This is a genomic window from Alcaligenes sp. Me129 (assembly GCF_050487245.1).
Classification (GTDB): Bacteria; Pseudomonadota; Gammaproteobacteria; order Burkholderiales; family Burkholderiaceae_B; genus Alcaligenes; species Alcaligenes phenolicus.
Genome location: NZ_JBKQGX010000010.1, coordinates 31338 through 52207 on the forward strand (window position 1 = coordinate 31338; position 20870 = coordinate 52207).

Annotated in this window: 20 protein-coding genes; 8 read left to right on the top strand and 12 right to left on the bottom strand. The window is 56.2% G+C overall.

Translation table 11 applies throughout. The features are described 5' to 3' along the window. Positions 1-64 precede the first annotated feature (64 nt). The 7 genes from ACLPGZ_RS11915 to ACLPGZ_RS11945 all read right to left on the bottom strand — a co-directional run bounded on the left by ACLPGZ_RS11915 (position 65) and on the right by ACLPGZ_RS11945 (position 5261). A complete protein-coding gene (locus ACLPGZ_RS11915) occupies positions 65-676 on the bottom strand; it encodes a Maf family protein (protein ID WP_026483047.1) in 612 nt (203 codons plus the stop codon). A 24-nt stretch (positions 677-700) separates the two neighbouring features. Then, the gene (rlmH, locus tag ACLPGZ_RS11920; RefSeq protein ID WP_429641385.1) at positions 701-1171 is read right to left on the bottom strand and encodes a 23S rRNA (pseudouridine(1915)-N(3))-methyltransferase RlmH; all 471 of its coding nucleotides are present in this window, start codon (positions 1169-1171) and stop codon (positions 701-703) included. A gap of 73 nt (positions 1172-1244) precedes the next feature. Then, complete coding sequence (rsfS, locus tag ACLPGZ_RS11925; RefSeq protein WP_009456142.1) at positions 1245-1649, bottom strand: ribosome silencing factor; 405 nt, start codon at positions 1647-1649, stop codon at positions 1245-1247. A gap of 8 nt (positions 1650-1657) precedes the next feature. After that, positions 1658-2275: a nicotinate (nicotinamide) nucleotide adenylyltransferase gene (nadD, locus tag ACLPGZ_RS11930; RefSeq protein ID WP_429641388.1), complete on the bottom strand. Its 618-nt coding sequence runs from the start codon at positions 2273-2275 to the stop codon at positions 1658-1660. Beyond that, the gene (hemF, locus tag ACLPGZ_RS11935; RefSeq protein WP_060186928.1) at positions 2266-3171 is read right to left on the bottom strand and encodes an oxygen-dependent coproporphyrinogen oxidase; all 906 of its coding nucleotides are present in this window, start codon (positions 3169-3171) and stop codon (positions 2266-2268) included. The genes nadD and hemF overlap by 10 nt, the downstream gene beginning before the upstream one ends. A 21-nt stretch (positions 3172-3192) precedes the next feature. Then, the gene (purD, locus tag ACLPGZ_RS11940; protein ID WP_429641391.1) at positions 3193-4482 is read right to left on the bottom strand and encodes a phosphoribosylamine--glycine ligase; all 1290 of its coding nucleotides are present in this window, start codon (positions 4480-4482) and stop codon (positions 3193-3195) included. Between the two features lie 47 nt (positions 4483-4529). Beyond that, positions 4530-5261, bottom strand: a complete 732-nt coding sequence (locus ACLPGZ_RS11945) for a YebC/PmpR family DNA-binding transcriptional regulator (RefSeq protein WP_026483044.1) — start codon at positions 5259-5261, stop codon at positions 4530-4532. A gap of 139 nt (positions 5262-5400) precedes the next feature. On the opposite strand from ACLPGZ_RS11945, the gene ACLPGZ_RS11950 reads away from it, so the two are divergent. From ACLPGZ_RS11950 to ACLPGZ_RS11960, 3 genes are all read left to right on the top strand, one after another. After that, positions 5401-6903 (top strand): helicase HerA-like domain-containing protein, encoded by a 1503-nt coding sequence (locus ACLPGZ_RS11950; protein ID WP_429641393.1) that lies wholly within the window; start codon positions 5401-5403, stop codon positions 6901-6903. Beyond that, entirely contained in the window at positions 6903-7841 is a 939-nt protein-coding gene (locus ACLPGZ_RS11955; RefSeq protein ID WP_251196232.1) for a 2-hydroxyacid dehydrogenase, read from the top strand. The genes ACLPGZ_RS11950 and ACLPGZ_RS11955 overlap by 1 nt, the downstream gene beginning before the upstream one ends. 128 nt (positions 7842-7969) lie before the next feature. After that, positions 7970-9040, top strand: a complete 1071-nt coding sequence (locus tag ACLPGZ_RS11960) for a tartrate dehydrogenase (RefSeq protein ID WP_060186913.1) — start codon at positions 7970-7972, stop codon at positions 9038-9040. Positions 9041-9044: 4 nt separating this feature from the next. Here ACLPGZ_RS11960 and ACLPGZ_RS11965 read toward each other — a convergent pair whose 3' ends face one another. Continuing rightward, a complete protein-coding gene (locus tag ACLPGZ_RS11965) occupies positions 9045-9905 on the bottom strand; it encodes a DMT family transporter (RefSeq protein ID WP_060186912.1) in 861 nt (286 codons plus the stop codon). 148 nt (positions 9906-10053) lie between these two features. Between ACLPGZ_RS11965 and ACLPGZ_RS11970 the strand changes: the two genes are divergently transcribed. Continuing rightward, the gene (locus ACLPGZ_RS11970) at positions 10054-11040 is read left to right on the top strand and encodes a quinone oxidoreductase family protein (protein WP_035272583.1); all 987 of its coding nucleotides are present in this window, start codon (positions 10054-10056) and stop codon (positions 11038-11040) included. Between the two features lie 254 nt (positions 11041-11294). Here the strand turns inward: ACLPGZ_RS11970 and ACLPGZ_RS11975 are convergent, their stop codons facing one another. Together ACLPGZ_RS11975 and pepN are read right to left on the bottom strand one after the other, a co-directional pair. Further along, a complete protein-coding gene (locus ACLPGZ_RS11975) occupies positions 11295-12320 on the bottom strand; it encodes a class 1 fructose-bisphosphatase (RefSeq protein WP_009456167.1) in 1026 nt (341 codons plus the stop codon). Next, on the bottom strand, positions 12317-14995 hold the full coding sequence (gene pepN, locus ACLPGZ_RS11980; RefSeq protein ID WP_429641395.1) for an aminopeptidase N: 2679 nt from the start codon (positions 14993-14995) through the stop codon (positions 12317-12319). The genes ACLPGZ_RS11975 and pepN overlap by 4 nt, the downstream gene beginning before the upstream one ends. Positions 14996-15158: 163 nt before the next feature. Between pepN and ACLPGZ_RS11985 the strand changes: the two genes are divergently transcribed. Continuing rightward, positions 15159-15806 carry a DUF4136 domain-containing protein gene (locus tag ACLPGZ_RS11985; RefSeq protein WP_026483038.1) on the top strand — a complete coding sequence of 216 codons (648 nt, stop codon included), beginning with the start codon at positions 15159-15161 and terminating at the stop codon, positions 15804-15806. A gap of 95 nt (positions 15807-15901) precedes the next feature. Here ACLPGZ_RS11985 and ACLPGZ_RS11990 read toward each other — a convergent pair whose 3' ends face one another. Then, a complete protein-coding gene (locus ACLPGZ_RS11990; protein WP_009456182.1) occupies positions 15902-16249 on the bottom strand; it encodes an H-NS histone family protein in 348 nt (115 codons plus the stop codon). A gap of 528 nt (positions 16250-16777) precedes the next feature. Here ACLPGZ_RS11990 and tldD point away from each other — a divergent pair. Next, on the top strand, positions 16778-18238 hold the full coding sequence (gene tldD / locus ACLPGZ_RS11995; protein ID WP_009456184.1) for a metalloprotease TldD: 1461 nt from the start codon (positions 16778-16780) through the stop codon (positions 18236-18238). Positions 18239-18401: 163 nt separating this feature from the next. On the opposite strand, the gene yddG is transcribed toward tldD, so the two are convergent. Beyond that, entirely contained in the window at positions 18402-19313 is a 912-nt protein-coding gene (gene yddG, locus ACLPGZ_RS12000; protein ID WP_060186907.1) for an aromatic amino acid DMT transporter YddG, read from the bottom strand. A 427-nt stretch (positions 19314-19740) separates the two neighbouring features. Between yddG and ACLPGZ_RS12005 the strand changes: the two genes are divergently transcribed. Continuing rightward, positions 19741-20268 (top strand): MarR family winged helix-turn-helix transcriptional regulator, encoded by a 528-nt coding sequence (locus tag ACLPGZ_RS12005; protein WP_009456186.1) that lies wholly within the window; start codon positions 19741-19743, stop codon positions 20266-20268. Further along, on the top strand, positions 20265-20822 hold the full coding sequence (ectA, locus tag ACLPGZ_RS12010; protein WP_026483035.1) for a diaminobutyrate acetyltransferase: 558 nt from the start codon (positions 20265-20267) through the stop codon (positions 20820-20822). Before ACLPGZ_RS12005 ends, ectA begins: the two co-directional genes overlap by 4 nt. The last annotated feature ends 48 nt before the right edge of the window (positions 20823-20870 follow it).

Below are 20870 nucleotides of genomic sequence, written 5' to 3' on the forward strand. Positions count from 1 at the left end.
GACCTTGCCTGGATAGTTCCCCATTCCTGTTCTGATCAGGTTGTTTCTCTGTATTAGCCGGTCTTTAGGCGCGGATCTTCAGATTGGCCAGTTCCAGCAAGCGGTAGGTTTCGTGAACAGGCAAGCCCATTACGCCGGTATAGCTGCCACTCAAGTGGCTGATAAAAGCACCGCCCAGACCTTGAATGCCATAGGCTCCCGCTTTACCCATAGGCTCGCCGCTGGCGCAGTATTCCGCAATTTCTTGTTCGTTCAGCGTTTTGAAGCTGACTTCGCTGATGCTGATACTTTCAAACTCCACACCACCTACGCCCAGGGACAAGGCGGTCATCACTTTGTGACGGCGGCCCGAGAGCTCGCGCAAGATGCGTGCGGCATCGGCTAGATCAGCAGGTTTGCCAAATATGGTCTCGTCCATGCAGACCGTGGTGTCGGCACTCAAAATAGCGCGCTCCTGATCCAGACTGCTGTCCTGTGCTCGCCATTCCAGGGCGCGCAGCAGCTTGTCGCGGGCCGTGCGACGGACATAATCCAGCACCGCTTCCTGTTCCAGACGCGGTTCATCCTCGCCCGGAGGGCTGGGCACATGCAGGACTTCATGAGTGATCTGGATGCTGTTGAGCAGATCGTGGCGACGTGGACTGGCTGAGGCCAGATAGATGGGCTGAAAAGGCATAAGAAACCAGGACTAAAAGAAGGTTCAGGCGCGGTGGTAAGGATGCCCGGTCATGACGGACCAGGCGCGATACAGTTGCTCGGCCAGAAAGATACGTACCAAGGGGTGGGGCAGGGTCAGGGAGGACAGACGCAACATGCCGTGGCAGCTTTGCTTGAGTGCCGCATCCAGTCCGTCCGGGCCACCGACCAGAATGGCAATATCCTGACCGCTGCTGCGCCAGCGCTCCAGCTCCTGAGCCAGCTTGACGGTGGTCAGATCCTTGCCGCGTTCGTCCAGGGCGATGCGCATCGCCTGGGAGGGAATGGCCGCTTCAATGCGTTTGGCCTCGGCCTGCATCATCTGGGCAGGCGTTTTGCCGCTGGTACGGGGTTCGGCCTTGATTTCGCGCAGTTCTATGGCGCAGTCCTGGGGCATGCGGCGAGCATATTCCTGCCAGCCTTGTTCCACCCAGTCGGGCATGCGCTGACCTACCGCGATGACAATGAGTTTCATGGAATGTCGTAAAAGAAAAAAGGCCGCATCGTAAGCTGCGGCCCGGGTATTGCCGACAGGACAGAGGAAGGGTTTAGTCTTCGTCTTCGTCGGCGCTGGCAAAAAAGCCAGCCGGTGGAACCTGGCGCGATTGCGGCAGCAGTTCCACTTCGACAGGGCGCTCGCCCCAAAGTTCTTCCAGGTTGTAGTACTGGCGAATGGCTGGCTGCATGCAATGCACCACGATGTCACCCAAATCCAGCAACACCCATTCGCCGGTGTCTTCGCCTTCATGGGCCAGGACTTCGACTTTGTTTTGGCGTGCCTTGTCAAACACGCTCTGGGCAAGAGCGCGGGTTTGCCGGTTGGAAGTACCACTGGCGATGACCACACGATCGAACAGGCCGGTCATGTGGGTAGTGCTAAAGACCTTGATGTCTTGAGCTTTGACGTCCTCGAGGGCATCGATGACGAGTCGTTGAAGTGTTTCTATATTCATAAAAAGAACTATACAGGGCGCGCCTGTGGGTGGGAAAGATAGAGCCGTTTTTTGTCAATGTATTGAGCGACTTCTTCCGGGACCAGGGTGGTGATGTTGTCACCGCGCTGCACTCGCTCCCGAATCTGGGTGGCCGAGATGTCCATGGGCAGAAAGTCAATCTGATGCAAACGGCGCTGAAGTCGACTCAGTTCCTGCTGCAAGGCGACGGGCGTCTCCAAAGGACTGCCGGGGCGCTGGGCAACAGCCAGTTCGACGTATTCAAGAATTTCTTGCCAGTCGTTCCAGCTGCAAAAATTATGCAGTTGGTCGCTGCCTAAAATCCAGTAGTAGCGCGACCCGGCGGGCAAGCTGCGCACCGTGTCGATGGTGTAGGTTGGGCCACCGCGCTCGATCTCTACGGGGTTGACCTGCAAGCCCGGATGGCTTTGGGCGGCCAGCTCGGCCATGGCCAGACGATCCTGGGTGCTGGCACCCAAGGCGTCGCGTTGCCAGGGCTGGGCAGCGGGCAGCAACTGAACCTGGTCCAGCTGCAGCTGGTCGAACGCGGCAAGCGCCAGCGCCACATGAGCTTTATGGATGGGGTCGAAACTGCCACCCAGGAGCCCGACACGCTTTAAATCCATTCGCGAGGCACCAGGTATTGCGCCAGGGCCGCTTCTGGCGTGCCGGGTTCAGGCGACCAGTTGTAGCGCCAGTTCGCCTGGGGTGGCATGGACAACAGGATGGATTCCGTACGTCCACCTGATTGCAGGCCAAACAGGGTGCCACGGTCAAAGACCAGATTGAATTCGACATAGCGACCGCGACGAATGGCCTGGAAGTCTCGATGCGCCTGGGTGTATTCCTGATCCATGCGGGCACGCACGATAGGTGCATAGGCATCGGTAAAGGAATTGCCCACGGAGCGGGTCAGGGCAAAGCTGGCTTCAAAGCCGGGTTCGTTCAGATCGTCGTAGAAAATGCCGCCAATGCCACGGGTTTCGTTGCGGTGCTTCAGATAAAAATATTCGTCGCACCAGCGCTTGTAGCGCGGGTAGTAATCCGCACCGTGTGGGGCCAGAGCATCGTGGCATACCTGATGGAAATGGCGGGCATCGTCTTCGTGCAGGTAGTAGGGCGTCAAGTCCAGACCGCCGCCAAACCAGAACACATCCTCTTGATCCGCTGTTTGGGCCTGGGCCACAAACATGCGCACATTCATATGGGTGGTGGGCACAAAGGGATTGCGCGGGTGAATCACCAGCGAAACACCCATGGCCTCCCAGGGGCGTCCAGCCAGTTCGGGACGGTGGGCGCTGGCCGACGGAGGCAGGGTGTGGCCTTTGACATGGCTGAACAGAACGGCAGCCCGTTCAAAAACAGGGCCGTTCTCCAGCAGACGGGACAAACCGCCGCCGCCTTCTGGACGATCCCACTGGTCCGACTCGAAAGGCGTGCCATCCAGCTGCTCAAGAGTGTCCACGATGTGGCTTTGCAACTGACGGAAATAAGCCTGGACGGTATCAATGGGTAAAGACATGAAAAGACCTTGCTGCGACAATCAGGATTCACTGCTGGGCAGAGCGCGCCAGCCGATATCGGTGCGAAATTGCTTGCCGTCGAAATGCGTTTGGGAAATGGCCTCGTAGGCGGCTTCCTGAGCGCGACGGATGGAGTCGGCCATGGCGGTGACACACAATACACGACCACCTGTGGTGACCACGGTGCCGTCTTTCATCTGCGTGCCTGCATGGAAGGTGATGCACTCGTCGGTGTCTTTCGCAAATTGCGTGATGGCATCACCAGTACGAGGCTCTTCGGGGTAATTGGCCGCGGCCAGTACCACGCCAATCGCGGTGCGACGATCCCATTCGATGGTAGCCTCGTCCAGCTTGCCGGCCAGAGCCAGTTCGAAGGTTTCGGTCAGATCGCTCTTGATGCGCATCATGATGGGCTGGGTTTCAGGGTCGCCCATGCGACAGTTGAATTCCAGCACCTTGATGGGGCGGGTGGCGTCCGGGCCATCGTCAATCATCACGCCAGCGTACAGAAAGCCGGAGTAGGGCAAGCCTTCCTTGGCCATGCCTTGCATGGTGGGGTGAATGACTTCGCGCATGATGCGGTTATGCAGCGTGGGGCTGACGATAGGGGCGGGGGAGTAAGCGCCCATGCCGCCCGTGTTCGGACCCTGATCGCCGTCTTTCAGGCGTTTGTGGTCCTGGCTGGTAGCCATGGGCAGTACATTTTTGCCGTCGCACATCACGATGAAGCTGGCTTCTTCGCCGGTCAGGCATTCTTCCACGACCACGCGGGCACCGGCGGCACCAAAGCGGCCATCGCCCAGAATATCGTCAATGGCACCCAGCGCTTCTTCCAGCTTGGTTGCCACAATCACGCCCTTGCCAGCGGCCAGGCCATCGGCCTTGACCACAATGGGAGCACCTTGCTGACGGATGTAATCCTTGGCGGCGTCCGGATCGGTAAAGGTCGCGTAGGCTGCCGTTGGGATGTTGTGGCGCACCATGAAGGCTTTGGCGTAGTCCTTGGAGCTTTCCAGCTGTGCGGCAGCCTGAGTGGGACCAAAGATTTTCAGACCGGCCGCACGGAAGGCGTCCACAATGCCTGCGGCCAGCGGTGCTTCTGGGCCGACGACGGTGAAGGCAATTTTTTCTTGCTTCACAAAGGCAATCAGTTCCTGGATATCGGTGATGGCCAGGTTTTCGATACGTTCGGCACGCGCGGTACCGCCATTGCCCGGGGCAACGTAGACAGTCTGCACACGTGCAGATTGGGCCAGGCGCCATGCCAAGGCGTGTTCACGGCCGCCGCTGCCGACAACAAGTAGCTTCATAGTGATGAGTCGGGCAGGGCCCGCAAAGAGGAGTTTTCAGAAATAGCTTATTCGGCTTCGTCCATGACGGCGGTGGTGTAGACCTCTTGGACATCGTCCAGGCCTTCCAGTGCGTCCAGAAGTTTTTGCATTTTGACGGCATCGTCGCCGCTCAGTTCGGTCTCGTTCAGGGCTTTCATGACCACGCCTTCTACTTCAGGCGTCAGGCCAGCAGCCTGGAACGCGGCTTGTACAGCCGGGTAGTCCGTAGGAGCGCACAGCACTTCGATCAGGCCTTCTTCATCGGTCACGATATCGTCGGCACCGGCTTCCAGGCCGATTTCCATAATCGTGTCTTCCGAAGTGCCAGGAGCGAACAGAAACTGACCGCAGTGGCGGAATTGAAACACGACCGAGCCGTCCAGACCCAGATTGCCGCCATTTTTTGTAAAGGCGTGACGCACATCCGAGACCGTACGCTGACGGTTGTCGGTCATGCAGTCCACAATCACGGCCGCGCCGTTAATACCGTAGCCTTCGTAGCGAATTTCTTCGTAGTTGGCATCGTCTGCACCGCCTGCGCCGCGCTGGATGGCGCGCAGAATGTTGTCTTTGGGCATATTGGCAGCGGTTGCCTTGTCCCAGGCCATGCGCAAACGTGGGTTGGACTCGGGGTCAGGGCCACCGGCACGTGCGGCCACGGTGACCTCACGAATGATCTTGGTCCAAAGTTTGCCCCGTTTTGCGTCTTGACGACCTTTACGGTGCTGAATATTCGCCCATTTACTATGTCCGGCCATAAAGTATTACCAATTCAGTAGACTACGTTCAAAGAAAAACAGATCTATTTTAACCTGTCTGCGCGACAAGGCCCGAGCTTGGGCGAAAGTCGCTAGAATCTAGGCACTTGGCATTCTATCCGGAAGAGAACAAACAATCATGGCTGATCCAATTTTGCTTGCTCAGAATAGCGATACTCCCATTTACCTGTTGCCTGCGCTGGCCAATCGGCATGGTTGTATTACGGGGGCTACAGGGACGGGGAAAACCGTCACCTTGCAGGTACTGGCCGAAGCCTTTTCCCGTCTGGGAACGCCGGTTTTTCTGGCCGACGCCAAAGGCGACTTGAGCGGGATCTCCCAGGCCGCCCAGCCCAATCCCAAGTTGCAGGAGCGTCTGCAAAAGCTGGGCCTGCCCGAGCCAGCCTGGGGTGCAAACCCGGTCACCTTCTGGGATATTTTTGGCGAGCAGGGTCATCCGGTCCGCGCCACGATTTCCGATATGGGGCCCTTGTTGCTGTCCCAGATCCTGGAGTTGAACGACACCCAGGAAGGGATTCTGAATATTGTCTTTCGCTTGGCGGACGACGAAGGTCAGCTGATTCTGGATCTGAAAGATTTGCGCGCCGTGCTGCAAAACGTATCGGATCGTGCCGCCGAGCTGCGCAATCAGTATGGCAATATTGCGGCAGCCAGTGTGGGGGCAATCCAACGCGCCTTGCTGCGCCTGGAAACGCAGGGGGCGGATCGCTTCTTTGGTGAACCGGCGCTGGATGTGATGGACTGGATTCGTACCGACTCGGCCGGGCGCGGCATGATCAATGTGCTGGCAGCCGACAAGCTGATGCAGTCACCTCGCTTGTACGCGGTCTTCCTGCTGTGGATGCTGGCCGATCTGTACGAGCGCCTGCCGGAAGTGGGCGATCTGGACAAACCGCGTCTGGTTTTCTTCTTCGATGAAGCCCACTTATTGTTTACAGGTGCACCAAAGGCTCTGCTGGAAAAAGTCGAGCAGGTCGTTCGCCTGATCCGATCCAAGGGCGTGGGTATTTATTTCGTGACACAAAACCCGCTGGATATTCCCGATACCGTTCTGGGTCAGCTGGGTAATCGAGTACAGCACGCCTTGCGCGCCTTCACACCGCGTGATCAGAAAGCCGTCAAGACAGCAGCGCAAACCATGCGCCCCAATCCCGGTTTGGACATTGAAGCGGCCATTACCGAACTGGGCGTGGGTGAAGCCCTGGTGTCCATGCTGGATGCCAAGGGGATTCCCACGCCTACCGAGCGTGCCTGGCTGGTGGCTCCGGGTAGCCGAATTGGTCCCGCTACCGATGCAGAGCGACAAACGGTACGACAAGCGTCCTTGTTTGGCTTGAAGTACGACCAGGCAATTGACCGCGAATCCGCCTACGAGGTGCTGGCCAAAAAAGCGGCTGATGCGGCTGCCAATGGTGCCGCTGGTGCCACGCAGCCGGGCGCGGAGGCTGGCAAGGACGACGGCCTGATGGGCGTTGTGAATGACTTTCTGTTTGGATCAACAGGGCCGCGTGGTGGCAAGAAGGACGGCTTGGTGCAAAGCATGATCAAAACCGAGACCAAACGGGCTGCCACCAAAGTGCTGCGTGGGGTATTGGGTTCTTTATTTGGAGGGAAACGTTAATGCCCACGCAACTGCCTCATTTGATTGTTGCCACCGCAAGGCCATCAGAAACAACACGTTGGGCCGATGAATTCCGCAAAGCCTATCCCGATTGGAAAGTTGATGAGTTTGTAGTGGGTCAGCCCAGCACCGGGGCGACCTACGCCATAGTCTGGCAGCCGGATGCGGCCTTGTTCAAGCAGGAGCCCAATTTGCGTGCCACCTTCAATCTGGGGGCAGGCGTGGATGCCGTCGCAGGGACCATCCCGGCCGAGATGCCTTTGTACCGCTTGGAAGATGCGGGCATGGCCGAGCAAATGGCCGAATATGCCTTGTATGGCGTGCTGCGTGCGGTAGGCCGTTTTCAGCCCTACGAGGAACAGGCGCGTGAAGGAAAGTGGAAAGCCTACCGCCCGATCGACCGCCGCCAATGGCCAGTCGCTGTGCTGGGGCTGGGCGCGATTGGCAGCAAGATTGCCAAGGTCATCGCCAGTCTGGGCTATCCCGTACATGGTTGGTCGCGTCGTCTGCACGAGGCGGAGTTCCCTTGCTATGCCGGTGAAGAGGGCTTGAAAGAGTGCGTCTCTGCCAGCCGTATCCTGGTCAACGCCTTACCACTGACTCCGCAAACAGAAGGTTTGATCAACCGCGACGTATTGTCGAATTTGCAGCCTGGTGGCTATTTGATCAACGTGGCTCGCGGTGGCCACTTGGTCGATGCCGATGTGCTGGACGCCCTGAAGAGCGGTCATCTGTCAGGCGCTTTGCTGGATGCCTTTACCCAGGAGCCGTTGCCAGCCGATCATCCGTATTGGGGTATTCCTTCTGTGATGGTTACGCCTCATATTTCGGGTATCACCGTTCGTGAATTGGCATTGGAGCAAATTGGCTCGCGCATCGAGCTTTTGCAGCAAGGCAAGCCTGCGACTGGTCGGGTGAATCACAGTCAGGGCTATTAATCCTGAACCGATTTGGACTAGCCTGCCGGCACCGTGGAAGCTGGCAGGCTAATTGCTGTTTTGTGAACAGAGCAGCGTCTTTTCAGAATAAGGCCGTGGAGGCCATGTAAAACCACAAGGAAAGAGGAATGAGTAAAGTTCATCGTATTGCCGTGATCGCGGGAGATGGGATCGGCAAGGAAGTCATGCCTGAAGGGCTGCGTATTCTGGAAGTGGCCGCTCACCGTCACGCCATCAATTTTGATTGGAAAGTGCTGGACTGGAGCTCGGACTACTACCAAAAGCACGGCACCATGATGCCTTCGGACTGGAAAGCCCAATTAATGGATACCGAGGCCATTTTCTTTGGCGCCATGGGCTGGCCTGATCTGGTTCCCGACCACGTTTCGCTGTGGGAATCCCTGTTCAAGTTCCGTCGTGAATTTGATCAATACATCAACTTGCGTCCTGTGCGTTTGATGCCTGGTGTGCGTTCGCCACTGGCAGGTCGTGAGCCCGGTGATATCGATTTCTTTATCGTGCGCGAGAACACCGAAGGTGAATACTCCAATAGCGGCGGCATCATGTTTGAAGGCACGCAGCGCGAAGTGGTGATTCAGGAAAGTGTCTTTACCCGCACGGGTACGGACCGAGTCTTGAAGTTCGCTTTTGAACTGGCTAAAAAACGCGGTAAACACGTGACTGCTGCGACCAAGTCCAACGGTATTTCGATTTCCATGCCCTGGTGGGATTCCCGCGTGGCCGCCATGGGCGAGCAATACCCGGATGTGAAATGGGACAAGTATCACATCGATATTCTGTGTGCACACTTTGTGCAGCACCCGGACTGGTTTGATGTTGTTGTAGCTTCCAACCTGTTTGGCGATATCTTGTCCGATCTGGGCCCGGCATGTACCGGCACCATCGGCATTGCACCGTCGGCCAACCTGAACCCCGAACGCGTATTCCCCTCCTTGTTTGAGCCCGTGCACGGCTCGGCTCCGGATATTTATGGCAAGGGCATTGCCAACCCGGTCGGTCAGATCTGGAGTGGTGCCTTGATGCTGGATTTCCTGGGTTACCCCCAGGCAGCCGCCGAAGTAGTGCAAGCCATTGAGCAGGTTCTGGCCAATGGCCCACGTACCCCTGATTTGGGTGGTCAGGCCAGCACAACACAAGTAGGCGAGGCTATCGCCCAAGTGTTGGAAGCGATGGCTTAAGCCATCAGTTGGACTTGGGTGGGCGCAAGCCTGCCCAAGTGATGGCGCCAATCATGATGGCGCCACCCAGCAGCGCACGGCTGCTGGGGTATTGAGCGAAAAGCAGCGCTGCAAAAGCGATGGCGTAGACAGGTTCCAGGGCGATCACAATCCCGGCACTGCGAGCATTTAGAACGGTTAGCGCAGAGACCAGCAGGTAGTGCGACAAGGCCGTACAAAACACCCCCAGCAGTGCAATCCATACCCAGTCCACCAGCGTGCTGTCGCCCAGCAGCGGTATGGCAAAAGGCCAGCACATCAGGGCGACAAACAGGTTTTCCCACCAAGCGACTTGCTGTGCAGACAGATGCTTGGCTGCGCGTCGGTTGATAAGGGTGAACATGGCGAAAGTAAAGCCGGAGGCAATGGCCCAGGCCAGGCCAATGGTGGATTGATCCTGGAAATCAAAAGAGGGGGTCACCAGCAACAAGCCCACGGTGACCAAGGCCAAAATGATCCACTCCGATACGGTAACGCGCTCGCGCAGTACGGCCCATTCACACAAGGTAATAAAGGCCGGGAAGCTGGCAAAGCCCAAGGTGGCAATGGCCACGCCGCCCACTTTGACGGCCACAAAAAAAGTGGCCCAGTGAATGGCCAGCATGATGGAGGCCATTAGCAGGGTGCGAAAGTCCGCTGTTTTCATGCCCTGACCCAAACCGCGCCCTTGAGAGCGAATGCTGATAAACAAGGCCAGGACTGCAAAGCTGGCTCGGCCCGCGGTGATCAGCATGGCGCCGACCTGAATGAGTTCACCAAAAATGCCGGTCAGTCCGAACAGAACGGCGGCCACATGAATGGCAGCCAGAGCACGTCCATGCGTCATGGAAAGCGATCCGAGAAAAAAGGAGTCAATTTAGGCTATTCTGGTGTTTTATATCAGCCAGTGATAGGGCTAGTGGGTCGGGCAGGCAATAAGAGCAAGGCATTATTCTAAGACATTGCTACGGGCCCCTCATCAAAGGAGTAAAACAATGACGCAGACGGTTAAGGCGATACGGATTGAGCGTAATGGTGGTCCGGAGGTATTGCAGTGGGCTTCGGTAGAGCTGCCCGCTCCTCAGGAGAAGGAAGTCACCATACGCCAAAAAGCAGTGGGCTTGAACTTTATCGACATCTATTTCCGTAATGGCCTCTACAGCAATCCCTTGCCGCATGGTTTGGGTTTTGAAGCGTCCGGCATTGTGGAAGCAGTCGGTTCGGGCGTCACGCATCTGAAAGTGGGTGACCGTGTTGCCTACGGTCAAAGCCCGCTGGGTGCGTATGCCGAGGCCCGTAATGTGCCTGCTGATCGTGTGGTACGCATTCCTGATGGCGTCACTTTTGAGCAGGCGGCGGCCATGATGCTCAAAGGTTTGACGTGCTGGTATTTGCTGCGCCAGACCTATCGCGTGCATGAAGGCCAGACGATTCTGTTTCATGCCGCTGCGGGTGGCGTGGGCTTGTACGCCTGCCAATGGGCACGTGCTTTGGGCGTGAAATTGATCGGTACGGTGTCCAGTCCCGAGAAAGCCGCTTTGGCGAAAGAGAACGGTGCGTGGGAAGTGATTGATTACTCCCACGAAGACGTGGTGCAGCGCGTGCTGGAACTGACCAATGGCCAGAAAGTACCTGTCGTATATGACGGCGTGGGCAAGGATACCTGGGAGCGCTCGCTGGATTGCTTGCAGCCGCGTGGCCTGATGGTCAGCTTTGGCAATGCTTCCGGCCCGGTAACCGGTGTAAATCTGGCGACGCTGGCATCGAAGGGCTCCTTGTATGTGACCCGTCCTGTGCTGGGGGCTTATGTGCCTACACAGGAAACCATGCAAGATGCCGCTGACGAAATGTTCGAGCTGGTGCTGCAAGGCAAGATCAAGCCGCTGATCGGTCAGCGTTTCCCGCTGGATCAGGTTGCCAAGGCCCATGAGGAATTGGCAGGGCGTCGTACCACGGGCTCGACGGTGTTGACGCTGGATTAAGGCGGATTATCGGGTAAGAAGGGGGATGAGCAGCTAGCCCTTGCTCAGCGCTGCGCTTGAGATAACAGGTGTAAGTCAGGAATCCAGTCTTCTGGTGTTGCTTGTTTTTCCTGATGTCCCGATTTGCATGTCAGGTGTTTGGAAAGCCCGATAAGCACGCAGCCCCAATAGTTTTACTTATAAAAAATGGCCTCCTTAGCGGAGGCCATTTTTATTTAGCAGTGCGGCAGCCGCTGAGATTCAGCGGACAGGAGTCAGCCTTGCTCGTGGTACTGACGCACGCGCTCGACTTCATTGCGCGAACCCAGAATCACGCCAATGCGCTGGTGCAGCTCGGTAGGTTGCACGTCCAGAATACGCTGTGTACCGTCAATCGACATGCCACCGGCCTGCTCGACCAGGAAGCTCATGGGGTTGGCTTCGTACATCAAACGCAGCTTGCCCTTGCGACCGGAGGCACGGGCATCGCGCGGGTACATGAAGATACCGCCACGGGTCAGGATGCGGTGTACATCGGCCACCATGGAGGCGATCCAGCGCATATTGTAGTTTTTGCCCAGTGGGCCGTCCGGGCCAGCCAGGCAGTCGTCGATATAGCGTTTTACCGGGGCTTCCCAGTGACGCATATTGGACATATTGATGGCGAACTCGGAGGTGTCCTCGGGGATGGTGATGCGCTCGGTGGTCAGCACCCAGGAGCCCATTTCCTTGTCCAGAGTGAAGGCGGCGACGCCGTCACCGACAGTCAGGACCAGCATGGTTTGCGGGCCGTAAATGGCATAGCCGGCGGCAACCTGACGCACGCCGGGTTGCAGGAAGTCTTGCTCTTCGATGACGCGATCACGTGCTTCAGGTGGGACGCTCAGGACCGAGAAGATCGTGCCGATGGACACGTTCACGTCAATATTAGACGAGCCATCCAGCGGATCGAACAAGAGCAGGTTTTCGCCCTTGGGGTAGTAGTCGGGAATGCGGTGCAGGGTATCCATTTCCTCGGAGGCCATGGCCGCCAGGTTACCGCCCCATTCATTGGCTTCCAGCAGGATTTCGTTGGATAGCACATCCAGCTTTTTCTGAACTTCGCCCTGGACATTCTCGGAGTCCAGAGAACCCAGAACGCCGCCCAGCGCTCCTTTGCTGACGGCATGGCCAATGGCCTTGCATGCGCGAGCCACTGTTTCCAGCAGCAGGCGCACGTCGGCGGTGACCGTTTTCTTCTGGCGCTGTTGCTCCACCAGATACTGAGTAAGGTTTTTCTTCAAGACAGACTCCGAGGTCAAAGAGTTAATGCTTTATGTACGATTTCGGCCACATTGCCCGACAGGCCAGGTTCGGCCTGAATACGCTCCAGCGCTGCCTTGAGCAGGTCGCGGGCTTCGGGTTCAAAGCGGGCCCAGTTATCAAACACACGGGCCAGACGGGCAGAGATTTCCGGGTTGAGCTTGTCCAGGGCAATGACTTGCTCAGCCCAGAAGGCATAGCCTTCCGGCGTGTGTACAGCCTGCATATTATTCATGCAGAACTGGAAAATCAGAGAGCGGGCGCGGTTGGGATTGCGCATCGAGAAAGCGGGATGCAGCATCAGGGCGCGCACCTGGGCAACTTGCGTGCTGGGGGCGGTGGCCTGCAAGCTGAACCAGCGGTCCAGCACCAGAGGATTGTCCTGCCAGCGCTGGAAAAAGTCATCCAGGCCGTCTTGACGATCCTCTTGGTCACCGTAATTCACCAGAGCGCTCAAGGCACCCATGCGATCAGTCATATTCGTGGCCTGATCGTATTGATTGCGTGCCAACTGCGGGCCGGTATTCACACCGGCAACCAGCAGGTAATTCAGGGCCAGATTGCGCAAGGAGCGCTGGCCAGCCTGCAAGGCGTCGGGGCTGTACGGGGCTTGTTCCAGGCTCAGGTACTGATACAGTTCCTGCCAGTAGGGAGTCAGGGCCAGGCCCAGCTCACGTTGCAGCTGACGACGGGCCTGAACAACGGCGCGCGGGGTCATGGGCTTGGTTTGTTCCAGCAATTCGCGCTCGCTGGGCAGGGACAGGATGCGCGCCTTGTAAGCAGGGCTCAAGGCCGGGTCTTGTACCAGCGCATGCCAGGTTTGCACCACGGTCGCCAATTGTGCGGCCGACGGTGTGCGTCCCGATGCCGAGGACAAGATCAGACGGGTCGCTAGCAGTTGAGCCGCTTCCCAACGTGCAAATGGATCCGTGTCGTGACGGGCCAGCAAAGCCAGCTCGGAATCCGGACGGTAGTAGTCCACCCGCACAGGCGCAGAGAAATTGCGCAACAAGGATAGGACGGGCGCCTCAGGAATCTGCGTGAAGGTCCAGCTTTGTTCGGCTTGCGTGAAATCCAGTACCAGCGTATCGCCTTGCTGACCATCCAGGTGCAGGGTCAGTGGTGCGCCTTGCTGATCCAGCATGCCCAAGGCAAAGGGGATGTGCAAAGGTGGCTTGGGTGTGGATTTGTTTTCGATCCCGGCGGGCGCATTGCTTTGACGCAGGGTCAGCGTAGCGGTTTGAGTGGCAGGGTCGTGCTGCAGGCTGACCTGAACGCGTGGCGTTCCCGCTTGCTGATACCAGCGGCGGAACTGTTCCAGGCTCTGGCCGGGTTTGACCTGGCGATACACGCTGTCCATGCTGTCCACGAAATCGTCGCAAGTGACTGCCTGGCCGTCATGGCGCTTGAAGTACTCACGAATACCTGCCTGGAAGTTTTCTTCACCCAGCAAGGTGTGCTGCATGCGAATGACTTCCGCACCTTTCTCGTAAATTGTGGCGGTGTAAAAGTTGCTGATTTCCTGATAGCTCTCGGGGCGGATGGGGTGAGCCATTGGGCCGGCATCTTCAGGGAACTGGGCCGCGCGCAGGACGCTGACATCATCAATGCGTTTGACGGCGCGGGCGCTGGCGGCTTGAGCGCCGTCCAGCCCTTGAGCCAGCATGTCAGCCGAAAACTCCTGATCGCGGAAAACCGTCAGACCTTCTTTCAGGGAAAGCTGGAACCAGTCGCGGCAAGTGACGCGGTTGCCGGTCCAGTTATGGAAGTACTCATGGCCAATAACTGCTTCCACGGCGTGAAAGGACGCATCGGTAGTGCTTTGTGCATCGGCCAGCACGTAGGCGGCATTAAAGATGTTCAGGCCCTTGTTTTCCATCGCGCCCATATTGAAGTCGCGAGCGGCCACAATCATGAAGCGGTCCAGATCCAGTTCCAGCCCAAAACGTTGCTCATCCCAGCGTACCGAATGTTCCAGGCATTCCATGGCCCATTCTGTTTTATCGCCGTCACCACGATCGCAATAAACCTGCAATAGGGCAGGCTGGCCATTGGCTTTTTTGATTTCGCGTTCGCGCACATCAAAGTCGCCAGCAACCAGTGCAAATAAATAAGAAGGCTTTGGAAATGGGTCTTCCCAAATGGCCTGGCTGCGTCCATCGTCCAGCGTAGTGCTTTCCAGCAAATTGCCGTTGGACAGCAGATAAGGGTAGAGCTTGGCATCGCCGCGCAGGACCACTTCATAACGGGACATCACATCAGGACGGTCCGGGAAGAAGGTAATACGACGAAAGCCCTGGGCTTCACATTGGGTAAACAGGTTCTGGCCCGAGACATACAAGCCCATCAGCATGGTGTTGTCTTGGGGGCGGCAACGGCTTACCAGCACCAGATCACATTCTGCGGTCTGGGGCGAGAGCGTCAGGCCCTGTTCATCAAGCTGGTAATCCTGGGCGGTCAGGGCGACCCCGTTGAGGCTGACTTCAAGCAGTTCAATATCTTCGCCATCCAGTACCAGGGGGCGGATCTGGCCGTCCCGGCTGCTGGCTCGAAAAGCCAGACGAACCAAGGTTTGCTCGGCCGCCAAATCAAATTCCAGCCGTACCTTTTCTATTTGATAGGGGTAGGGCTGGTAATCGTGGCGGGAGATCGTAGGTAAGGTGTCTGTGCGCATGTGATCCTGGTCCGACAATCGAAAAAGATGGTCTATTGTAATGTTGTTTGAACGCCCACACTGGACGCCAGAAACAGGCAGTAAACTAATTGTTCGTCGGCGCTACGGCGCTGCCATTAATCGGGCTTGAACGTGCAAGCGAAAAACAAGCAAGGGTGAAACTATGACGTTATTTTCTGAAGGGTTTTCCTGGCGCGCCCTACGCCTGATGAGCCTGGTATTGGCGGTTTTGACCACGGCTTGCGCTGCGCCTAGCTGGTCCGCCAAATTGACGCGTTATCAGCAATGGCCCACGGCGACCAGTGGCGATACCTATTACATCAAGTCCTCGCCGGACAAAAGCAGTAGTCTGCAATACCAGTCTTTTGCAGATTCTGTACGGGCCTCTATTGGTGTGACCGGACTGGTGCAAGCAGCGGATCTGAAGTCTGCGCGTTTTGTGGTGCAAATGGATTATGGCAATCCGCAAGAACAAAGCTGGGTGCCTCAATTTGCAGATAGTTTTTATGGTCCATCGGCGTGGGGAATCGGGCGCGGCTATTATGCGCCAAATGATGGTTGGGGCGGAGGTTTCTTTTATTCTCCGAATGTAGTGAATGTTCCTGTCACTGTGTATAAAAATTATCTAAATGTAATCATTACAGATAATCAAAACTCGGGCGCAGAAGTGTATCGCGCCACCGCCGTGTCTTATAGCCATTCCGACAACCTGGACCAGCAGATGCCGTTTTTGTCCCAGGCCATATTTGATGGTTTCCCGGGTAATAATGGACAAGTGATTGATATCCGATATCCATTAGCTCGGGATTGAGTCGCCAGAACCCTGGCATTATGTAGGGGATTTATATCAATAAGAAAGGGACCGCTTTTTCAAGCGGTCCCTTTCTTTTGTTTGGTTCCCAAAACTTATTTGATAAGGAACTCTTCACGGCTGCGACCATTGGCTTCAGCATCGATAATCCAGCGTGGTGGGCGGCCACGGCCCGTCCAGGTGTCCTGGGTGCCGGGGTGGCGGTATTTTGGAGGCAGGCTGGTTTTAGGGCCGTTGGAACCAGCACCAGCGCCGCGGCGGGCGGAATTTTCCAGCGCTTCAGCGACTTCTTCAATCGTGATCTCGTTATCTTGCATGGACTTGACGATAGACGCGATGACAGGACGACGCTGTTTGACTCGAAGGGATTTCATCTGCTTTTGCAGACGCAGAATCTCTTTTTCTATCTTTTGCTTCGCGGAGCTGTAAGTTTCGACTGACATATGGGATTCCTGTTTCATGATTGTAGTTATCTGATAAACCCTGCCTGTACAAGCTCGTGTTTATCATGCGAAAACAGTGTACTTTGATTTTCTTGAAAAGATAAGTGGTTTGGATAAAAAATAAACGCTTAATGAAAAAGGTGTTTGGTTTTTGTAATTATTTAAGGTCATTAGACAATTCAATGGCTCTTGATTATTTAATCTAATCAGGGGTTATCATGAATTTGAATGGGTTTATATCAAAACCATATAGGTGGGTTTCTAATTAGGAAGATTTTAAAATAGTTTTAATTCCGTATCAGAAAATGTCGTAATTGGAATTTTTGAACCTATTAGTTCAGCAGGCTGATTCATGGTTCTGAAAGCCCGGAAACTGCCCGATCAGTACGTCGGCATCGCATACGGGGGCACATTCTGTTTTAATGCTCAGATGGACGGAAGCCAAGTTGATGTCAGCACGTCTTTTGGTACCCATTTTCGTCCCTTGCAGCCATGGGTTTGCCGGGGATCTGTCAGTAGGAATAAACGATGAAGTTAGTTGATCCGGCTATCAATGCCCTGGAATGCGCCCGTGGACTGTTGCTTGAGCCCTGGGGCTTGAATGAAAGCCATTTGTCCGGCGCGCTCGGTGAGATCTTCACCCATCAGGCTGACTATGCCGACCTGTATTTTCAGTACACCCGCAGCGAAGGCTGGGCGCTGGACGAAGGAATCGTCAAAAGCGGCAGCTTTTCCATTGAGCAGGGCGTGGGTGTGCGCGCATTAAGTGGCGAGAAAACCGCCTTTGCCTATTCGGATTCCCTCAGCCCCGAGGCTTTGCTGTCTTCGGCCCGTGTGGTGCGCTCGATTGCCCGCCAGGGCGGTTCAGGCAAAAGCGGCATTTTGGTGCCAGCCGACACGCAGCGCCCCACCTTGTATACGGGCACAGACCCTATTGCCAGCCTGCCTGCTCCTGAAAAAGTAGCCCTGTTGGGGCGACTGGATGCCTTGGCTCGTGCAGCGGACCCGCGCGTGGTGCAGGTCATGGCCAGTCTGGGTGCGGAATACGATGTCGTGCTGGTAGCCGGTAGCGATGGTCGTCTGGCCGCCGATGTACGTCCCTTGGTGCATTTGTCCTTGTCGGTCATTGTTGAACAAAATGGCCGCCGTGAACGCGGCTCGGCAGCAGGTGGCGGACGGGTTGATCTGTCCTACTTCTCCGACGATATGCTGCGTAGCTACGTGGATAAGGCCGTGCGTTCGGCCATGACGAATCTGGAAGCCAAACCCGCACCTGCCGGCCAGATGACGGTGGTTCTAGGCCCAGGTTGGCCAGGTGTCATGCTGCACGAAGCCGTGGGCCACGGTTTGGAAGGGGACTTTAACCGTCGTGGCAGCAGCCTGTTCTCGGGTCGTATTGGCCAGCGCGTGGCGTCCAAGGGCGTGACCGTCATTGATGATGGCACCCTGGAAAACCGCCGTGGCTCCTTGAATATGGATGACGAAGGCAATGCCACACAACGTACGGTCCTGATTGAAGACGGTATTTTGAAAGGCTATTTGCAAGACACCCATAATGCGCGTCTGATGGGGGCTGCCATTACGGGCAACGGTCGACGCGAGTCCTACGCCAGCCTTCCTTTGCCACGCATGACCAACACCTTTATGTTGGGTGGCGATAAAGACCCCCAGGAAATTATTGCCTCGGTTAAAAAGGGTTTATATGCCGTAGACTTCGGTGGCGGCCAGGTCGATATTACTAGCGGTAAGTTTGTTTTCTCGGCCTCGGAAGCCTGGGTGATTGAAAACGGCAAACTGATGTATCCCGTCAAAGGTGCCACTTTGATTGGTAGCGGCCCCGATGCCATGAACCAAATCAGCATGATCGGTAATGACATGCAGTTGGATTCAGGAGTGGGGACTTGCGGTAAAGAAGGTCAAAGCGTTCCGGTTGGAGTCGGTATTCCTACCGTGCGGATGGAAAATCTGACCGTAGGTGGAACCGCCTGATTTAATTTGCTGGCTAATCAAAATAGATAAAAAGAACCGCCCCCCTTAATTCAAGGTTGGGCGTTTTTTTTTATGCTGCTTTTATTGCAGTGCAGCAAATAGAATTTAATTTTGATTTTTGCTCATCAGGCACAGCCGTGCCCGGATTAATGAATATGGTTTTTCAGGTAGCACTTTTCGTTGGCCTGGGTTTGCAGACCCGGATGGCCAGCCAGCACAACAAGGCGCCCGAACACACCATGGCCGAGCCTTGCCAGAAGCTGGGCGTCAAGGGAGCCTGCAGCAAAAAAGTAGACAGGGCGGCTGACAATACTGGAATAAAGTAGGAGGCGCCGGCCAGTATGGTGACATTGCCGTGCAAAATACCCACGTTCCAGGCCGCATAGCCAAAGCCCATCGCCATGGCCGCCAGCAGCAAGTAGATCAGTGCTGGAAGGGTAAAGGTCATTGCAGGTGCTCCTTGGCCTAGATATTTCATCCATAAGACGGTGGCTGTCAGCATGAAAAACAAGGTAATGCCATTTTTGCCCTGGCCGATGCGTGCAGTCATGGTGCTGTAGCCCGCCCAGATCAGTGCGCCACTAAAGGCCAGGCCGTAGCTCAAGGGGTTGTCCTGCACATTCAGCCAGATGCTGTGCAGACTCAAACCTTGCTCACCGCCCAGAATCCAGCTGATACCCATCATGGACAAAAGCAGGCCAGGTGCGATCAGCCAGTTGGCTCTTTGCTTGTTGAACAAAATAGCGGCCACGATGGTAAAGGTGGGCCACAGATAATTAACCATTCCTACTTCAATCGCTTGCTGGCTGTTGTGGGCGTAGCCAATGGACAGAGCCAGGCACAGCTCATAGCAGACGAACAAAACGCTGCCCCAGATAAGGTAGCGGCGCGGAAAGTCGCGCAAGCGTACCCAGCTAAGCGATAAAAGAAGAAAGACAGAGGCCAGGGTGTAGATCAGTGCGGCGCCGCCAGTCGCACCCAGGTAGTCGCTGACGCTGCGTATCAGGCCGACAATCATGCTCCAAAGAACAATGGCGATCAGACCAATCAGGGTTGCCTTATCAGATTGCTTCATGCGGGTTTCAGTGTCTGCAAGGCACGGCGAGAACAGCAGCAGGCTTTACTTGGCCAAGAGACTTATGGGTTAATGGACCGGGTTTGTATCAGACTGTGCCGGTTTGCAAGCAGGGCTGTGACGCGGCACACCCGGTCTTGAGTGAAAACCGACAGGCCCCCACGGCAAGGGCTCGTGGCAGTTTACTGTAAGCGGCGTGTCGGCTCGAGCCACTCATGGCGAAAAGGGGAGCAGGCAGGGTATTTTCTGCGCCTTGCTGGTCCGCCCCCGTAAGCCAGGGTACTTACATTTTTTTGGACTTTGAGTCAGAACCTCTTGTTTATGCTCTCTATGATTTTGAGTGTAAATCGGTTTGACTTGAATCTTTTCTAGGCATATCATTTCAACACGAATTAATCGTGCTGAATTATTTTGTTTGGCTAATTAAATGACCACAGATCAACACTACGATTTACGAATTTTGCGGGCTTTGCGCCAGATCACGCGCTCGATTGCCCTGCATTCCAGGCAGCTGTCGGCGTACAGCAATATCACCGCGCCCCAGTTGATCTGCCTGCGCACCATTATCGAAAAAGGCCCGTTGACGGCCACGGCCATCAGCCGCGAAATGCACGTCAGCCCCAGCACCGTGGTTGGTATTCTGGACCGCCTGGAAGACAAGAAGCTGGTGCTGCGCGAGCGTGGTCGTGAAGATCGACGCATTGTGTTTGTCAGTGCGACGCCAGAAGGGGAGACCCTGGCACGCGATACGCCGTCCCCCTTGCAAAAGAAGTTGTCGGACGCCTTGAAAGAGTTGCCCGAGCTGGAACAGGCCACCATGACCTTGTCCCTGGAGCGCATTGTGCGCTTGCTCGATGCTGACCCGGATGTTGTGCTGGAGGCCGACGATACGGCCTCGCCTATTCTTGAGGTCCCGGAAGGGGATGTACCCCCCGAATCCGGGTTGGTGGTTTGACGGACCGACCTAGTCCGGGCAGCTCGGCAGGCAGCATCACTGCCGCCGATCCTGCCCCCAGTGACCCGGCGCTGATACTGCGTGCGCCCCTGTTGCGTGATGCGGCCGCAATCCATCAGCTGATTGCCGATAGCCCGCCACTGGATCTGAATTCTGAATATCTCTATTTGCTGCTCAGCGAGCACTTTTCCCAGACCTGCGTTGTCGCGCAGCGTGGGGAACAAATAGACGGTTTCATCTCCGCCTACTTTCTCCCCGACCGTCCTGATGTGCTCTTTGTGTGGCAAGTGGCCGTGCATGAGCGCGCCCGTGGGCGTCGTCTGGGGCAGGCCATGCTGGAGCATCTGCGACAGCGTCTGCGTGGCCGTTCCTTGCGTTATCTGGAAACGACGGTCAGCCCCGGTAACCGGGCTTCGCGTGGCCTGTTTGCGGCCATGGCCCGGCGTTGGGGCGCCCCCATGCAGGAACAGGAATTCTTTGATACCGCCTTGTTTGCCGCACAGGCTCACGAGGCAGAACCTCTATTACGAATCGGCCCCTTGGACTCTGGATAAGAGGGGACTTTACGCAAATGAACGGTAGAGCCGGTCTGGTTCGCTGAT

Excerpts from the sequence above, each read along its gene's own strand:
- ACLPGZ_RS11990 (WP_009456182.1), bottom strand. The coding sequence starts at position 16,249 with ATGTCAGTCGAAACTTACAGCTCCGCGAAGCAAAAGATAGAAAAAGAG.
- ACLPGZ_RS11945 (WP_026483044.1), bottom strand. The coding sequence starts at position 5,261 with ATGGCCGGACATAGTAAATGGGCGAATATTCAGCACCGTAAAGGTCGT.
- ACLPGZ_RS11985 (WP_026483038.1), top strand. The coding sequence starts at position 15,159 with ATGACGTTATTTTCTGAAGGGTTTTCCTGGCGCGCCCTACGCCTGATG.
- ACLPGZ_RS11960 (WP_060186913.1), top strand. The coding sequence starts at position 7,970 with ATGAGTAAAGTTCATCGTATTGCCGTGATCGCGGGAGATGGGATCGGC.
- hemF (WP_060186928.1), bottom strand. The coding sequence starts at position 3,171 with ATGTCTTTACCCATTGATACCGTCCAGGCTTATTTCCGTCAGTTGCAA.
- nadD (WP_429641388.1), bottom strand. The coding sequence starts at position 2,275 with ATGGATTTAAAGCGTGTCGGGCTCCTGGGTGGCAGTTTCGACCCCATC.
- rsfS (WP_009456142.1), bottom strand. The coding sequence starts at position 1,649 with ATGAATATAGAAACACTTCAACGACTCGTCATCGATGCCCTCGAGGAC.
- tldD (WP_009456184.1), top strand. The coding sequence starts at position 16,778 with ATGAAGTTAGTTGATCCGGCTATCAATGCCCTGGAATGCGCCCGTGGA.
- ACLPGZ_RS11965 (WP_060186912.1), bottom strand. The coding sequence starts at position 9,905 with ATGACGCATGGACGTGCTCTGGCTGCCATTCATGTGGCCGCCGTTCTG.
- yddG (WP_060186907.1), bottom strand. The coding sequence starts at position 19,313 with ATGAAGCAATCTGATAAGGCAACCCTGATTGGTCTGATCGCCATTGTT.
- purD (WP_429641391.1), bottom strand. The coding sequence starts at position 4,482 with ATGAAGCTACTTGTTGTCGGCAGCGGCGGCCGTGAACACGCCTTGGCA.
- ACLPGZ_RS11950 (WP_429641393.1), top strand. The coding sequence starts at position 5,401 with ATGGCTGATCCAATTTTGCTTGCTCAGAATAGCGATACTCCCATTTAC.
- ACLPGZ_RS11955 (WP_251196232.1), top strand. The coding sequence starts at position 6,903 with ATGCCCACGCAACTGCCTCATTTGATTGTTGCCACCGCAAGGCCATCA.
- pepN (WP_429641395.1), bottom strand. The coding sequence starts at position 14,995 with ATGCGCACAGACACCTTACCTACGATCTCCCGCCACGATTACCAGCCC.
- ACLPGZ_RS11970 (WP_035272583.1), top strand. The coding sequence starts at position 10,054 with ATGACGCAGACGGTTAAGGCGATACGGATTGAGCGTAATGGTGGTCCG.
- ACLPGZ_RS12005 (WP_009456186.1), top strand. The coding sequence starts at position 19,741 with ATGACCACAGATCAACACTACGATTTACGAATTTTGCGGGCTTTGCGC.
- ACLPGZ_RS11915 (WP_026483047.1), bottom strand. The coding sequence starts at position 676 with ATGCCTTTTCAGCCCATCTATCTGGCCTCAGCCAGTCCACGTCGCCAC.
- rlmH (WP_429641385.1), bottom strand. The coding sequence starts at position 1,171 with ATGAAACTCATTGTCATCGCGGTAGGTCAGCGCATGCCCGACTGGGTG.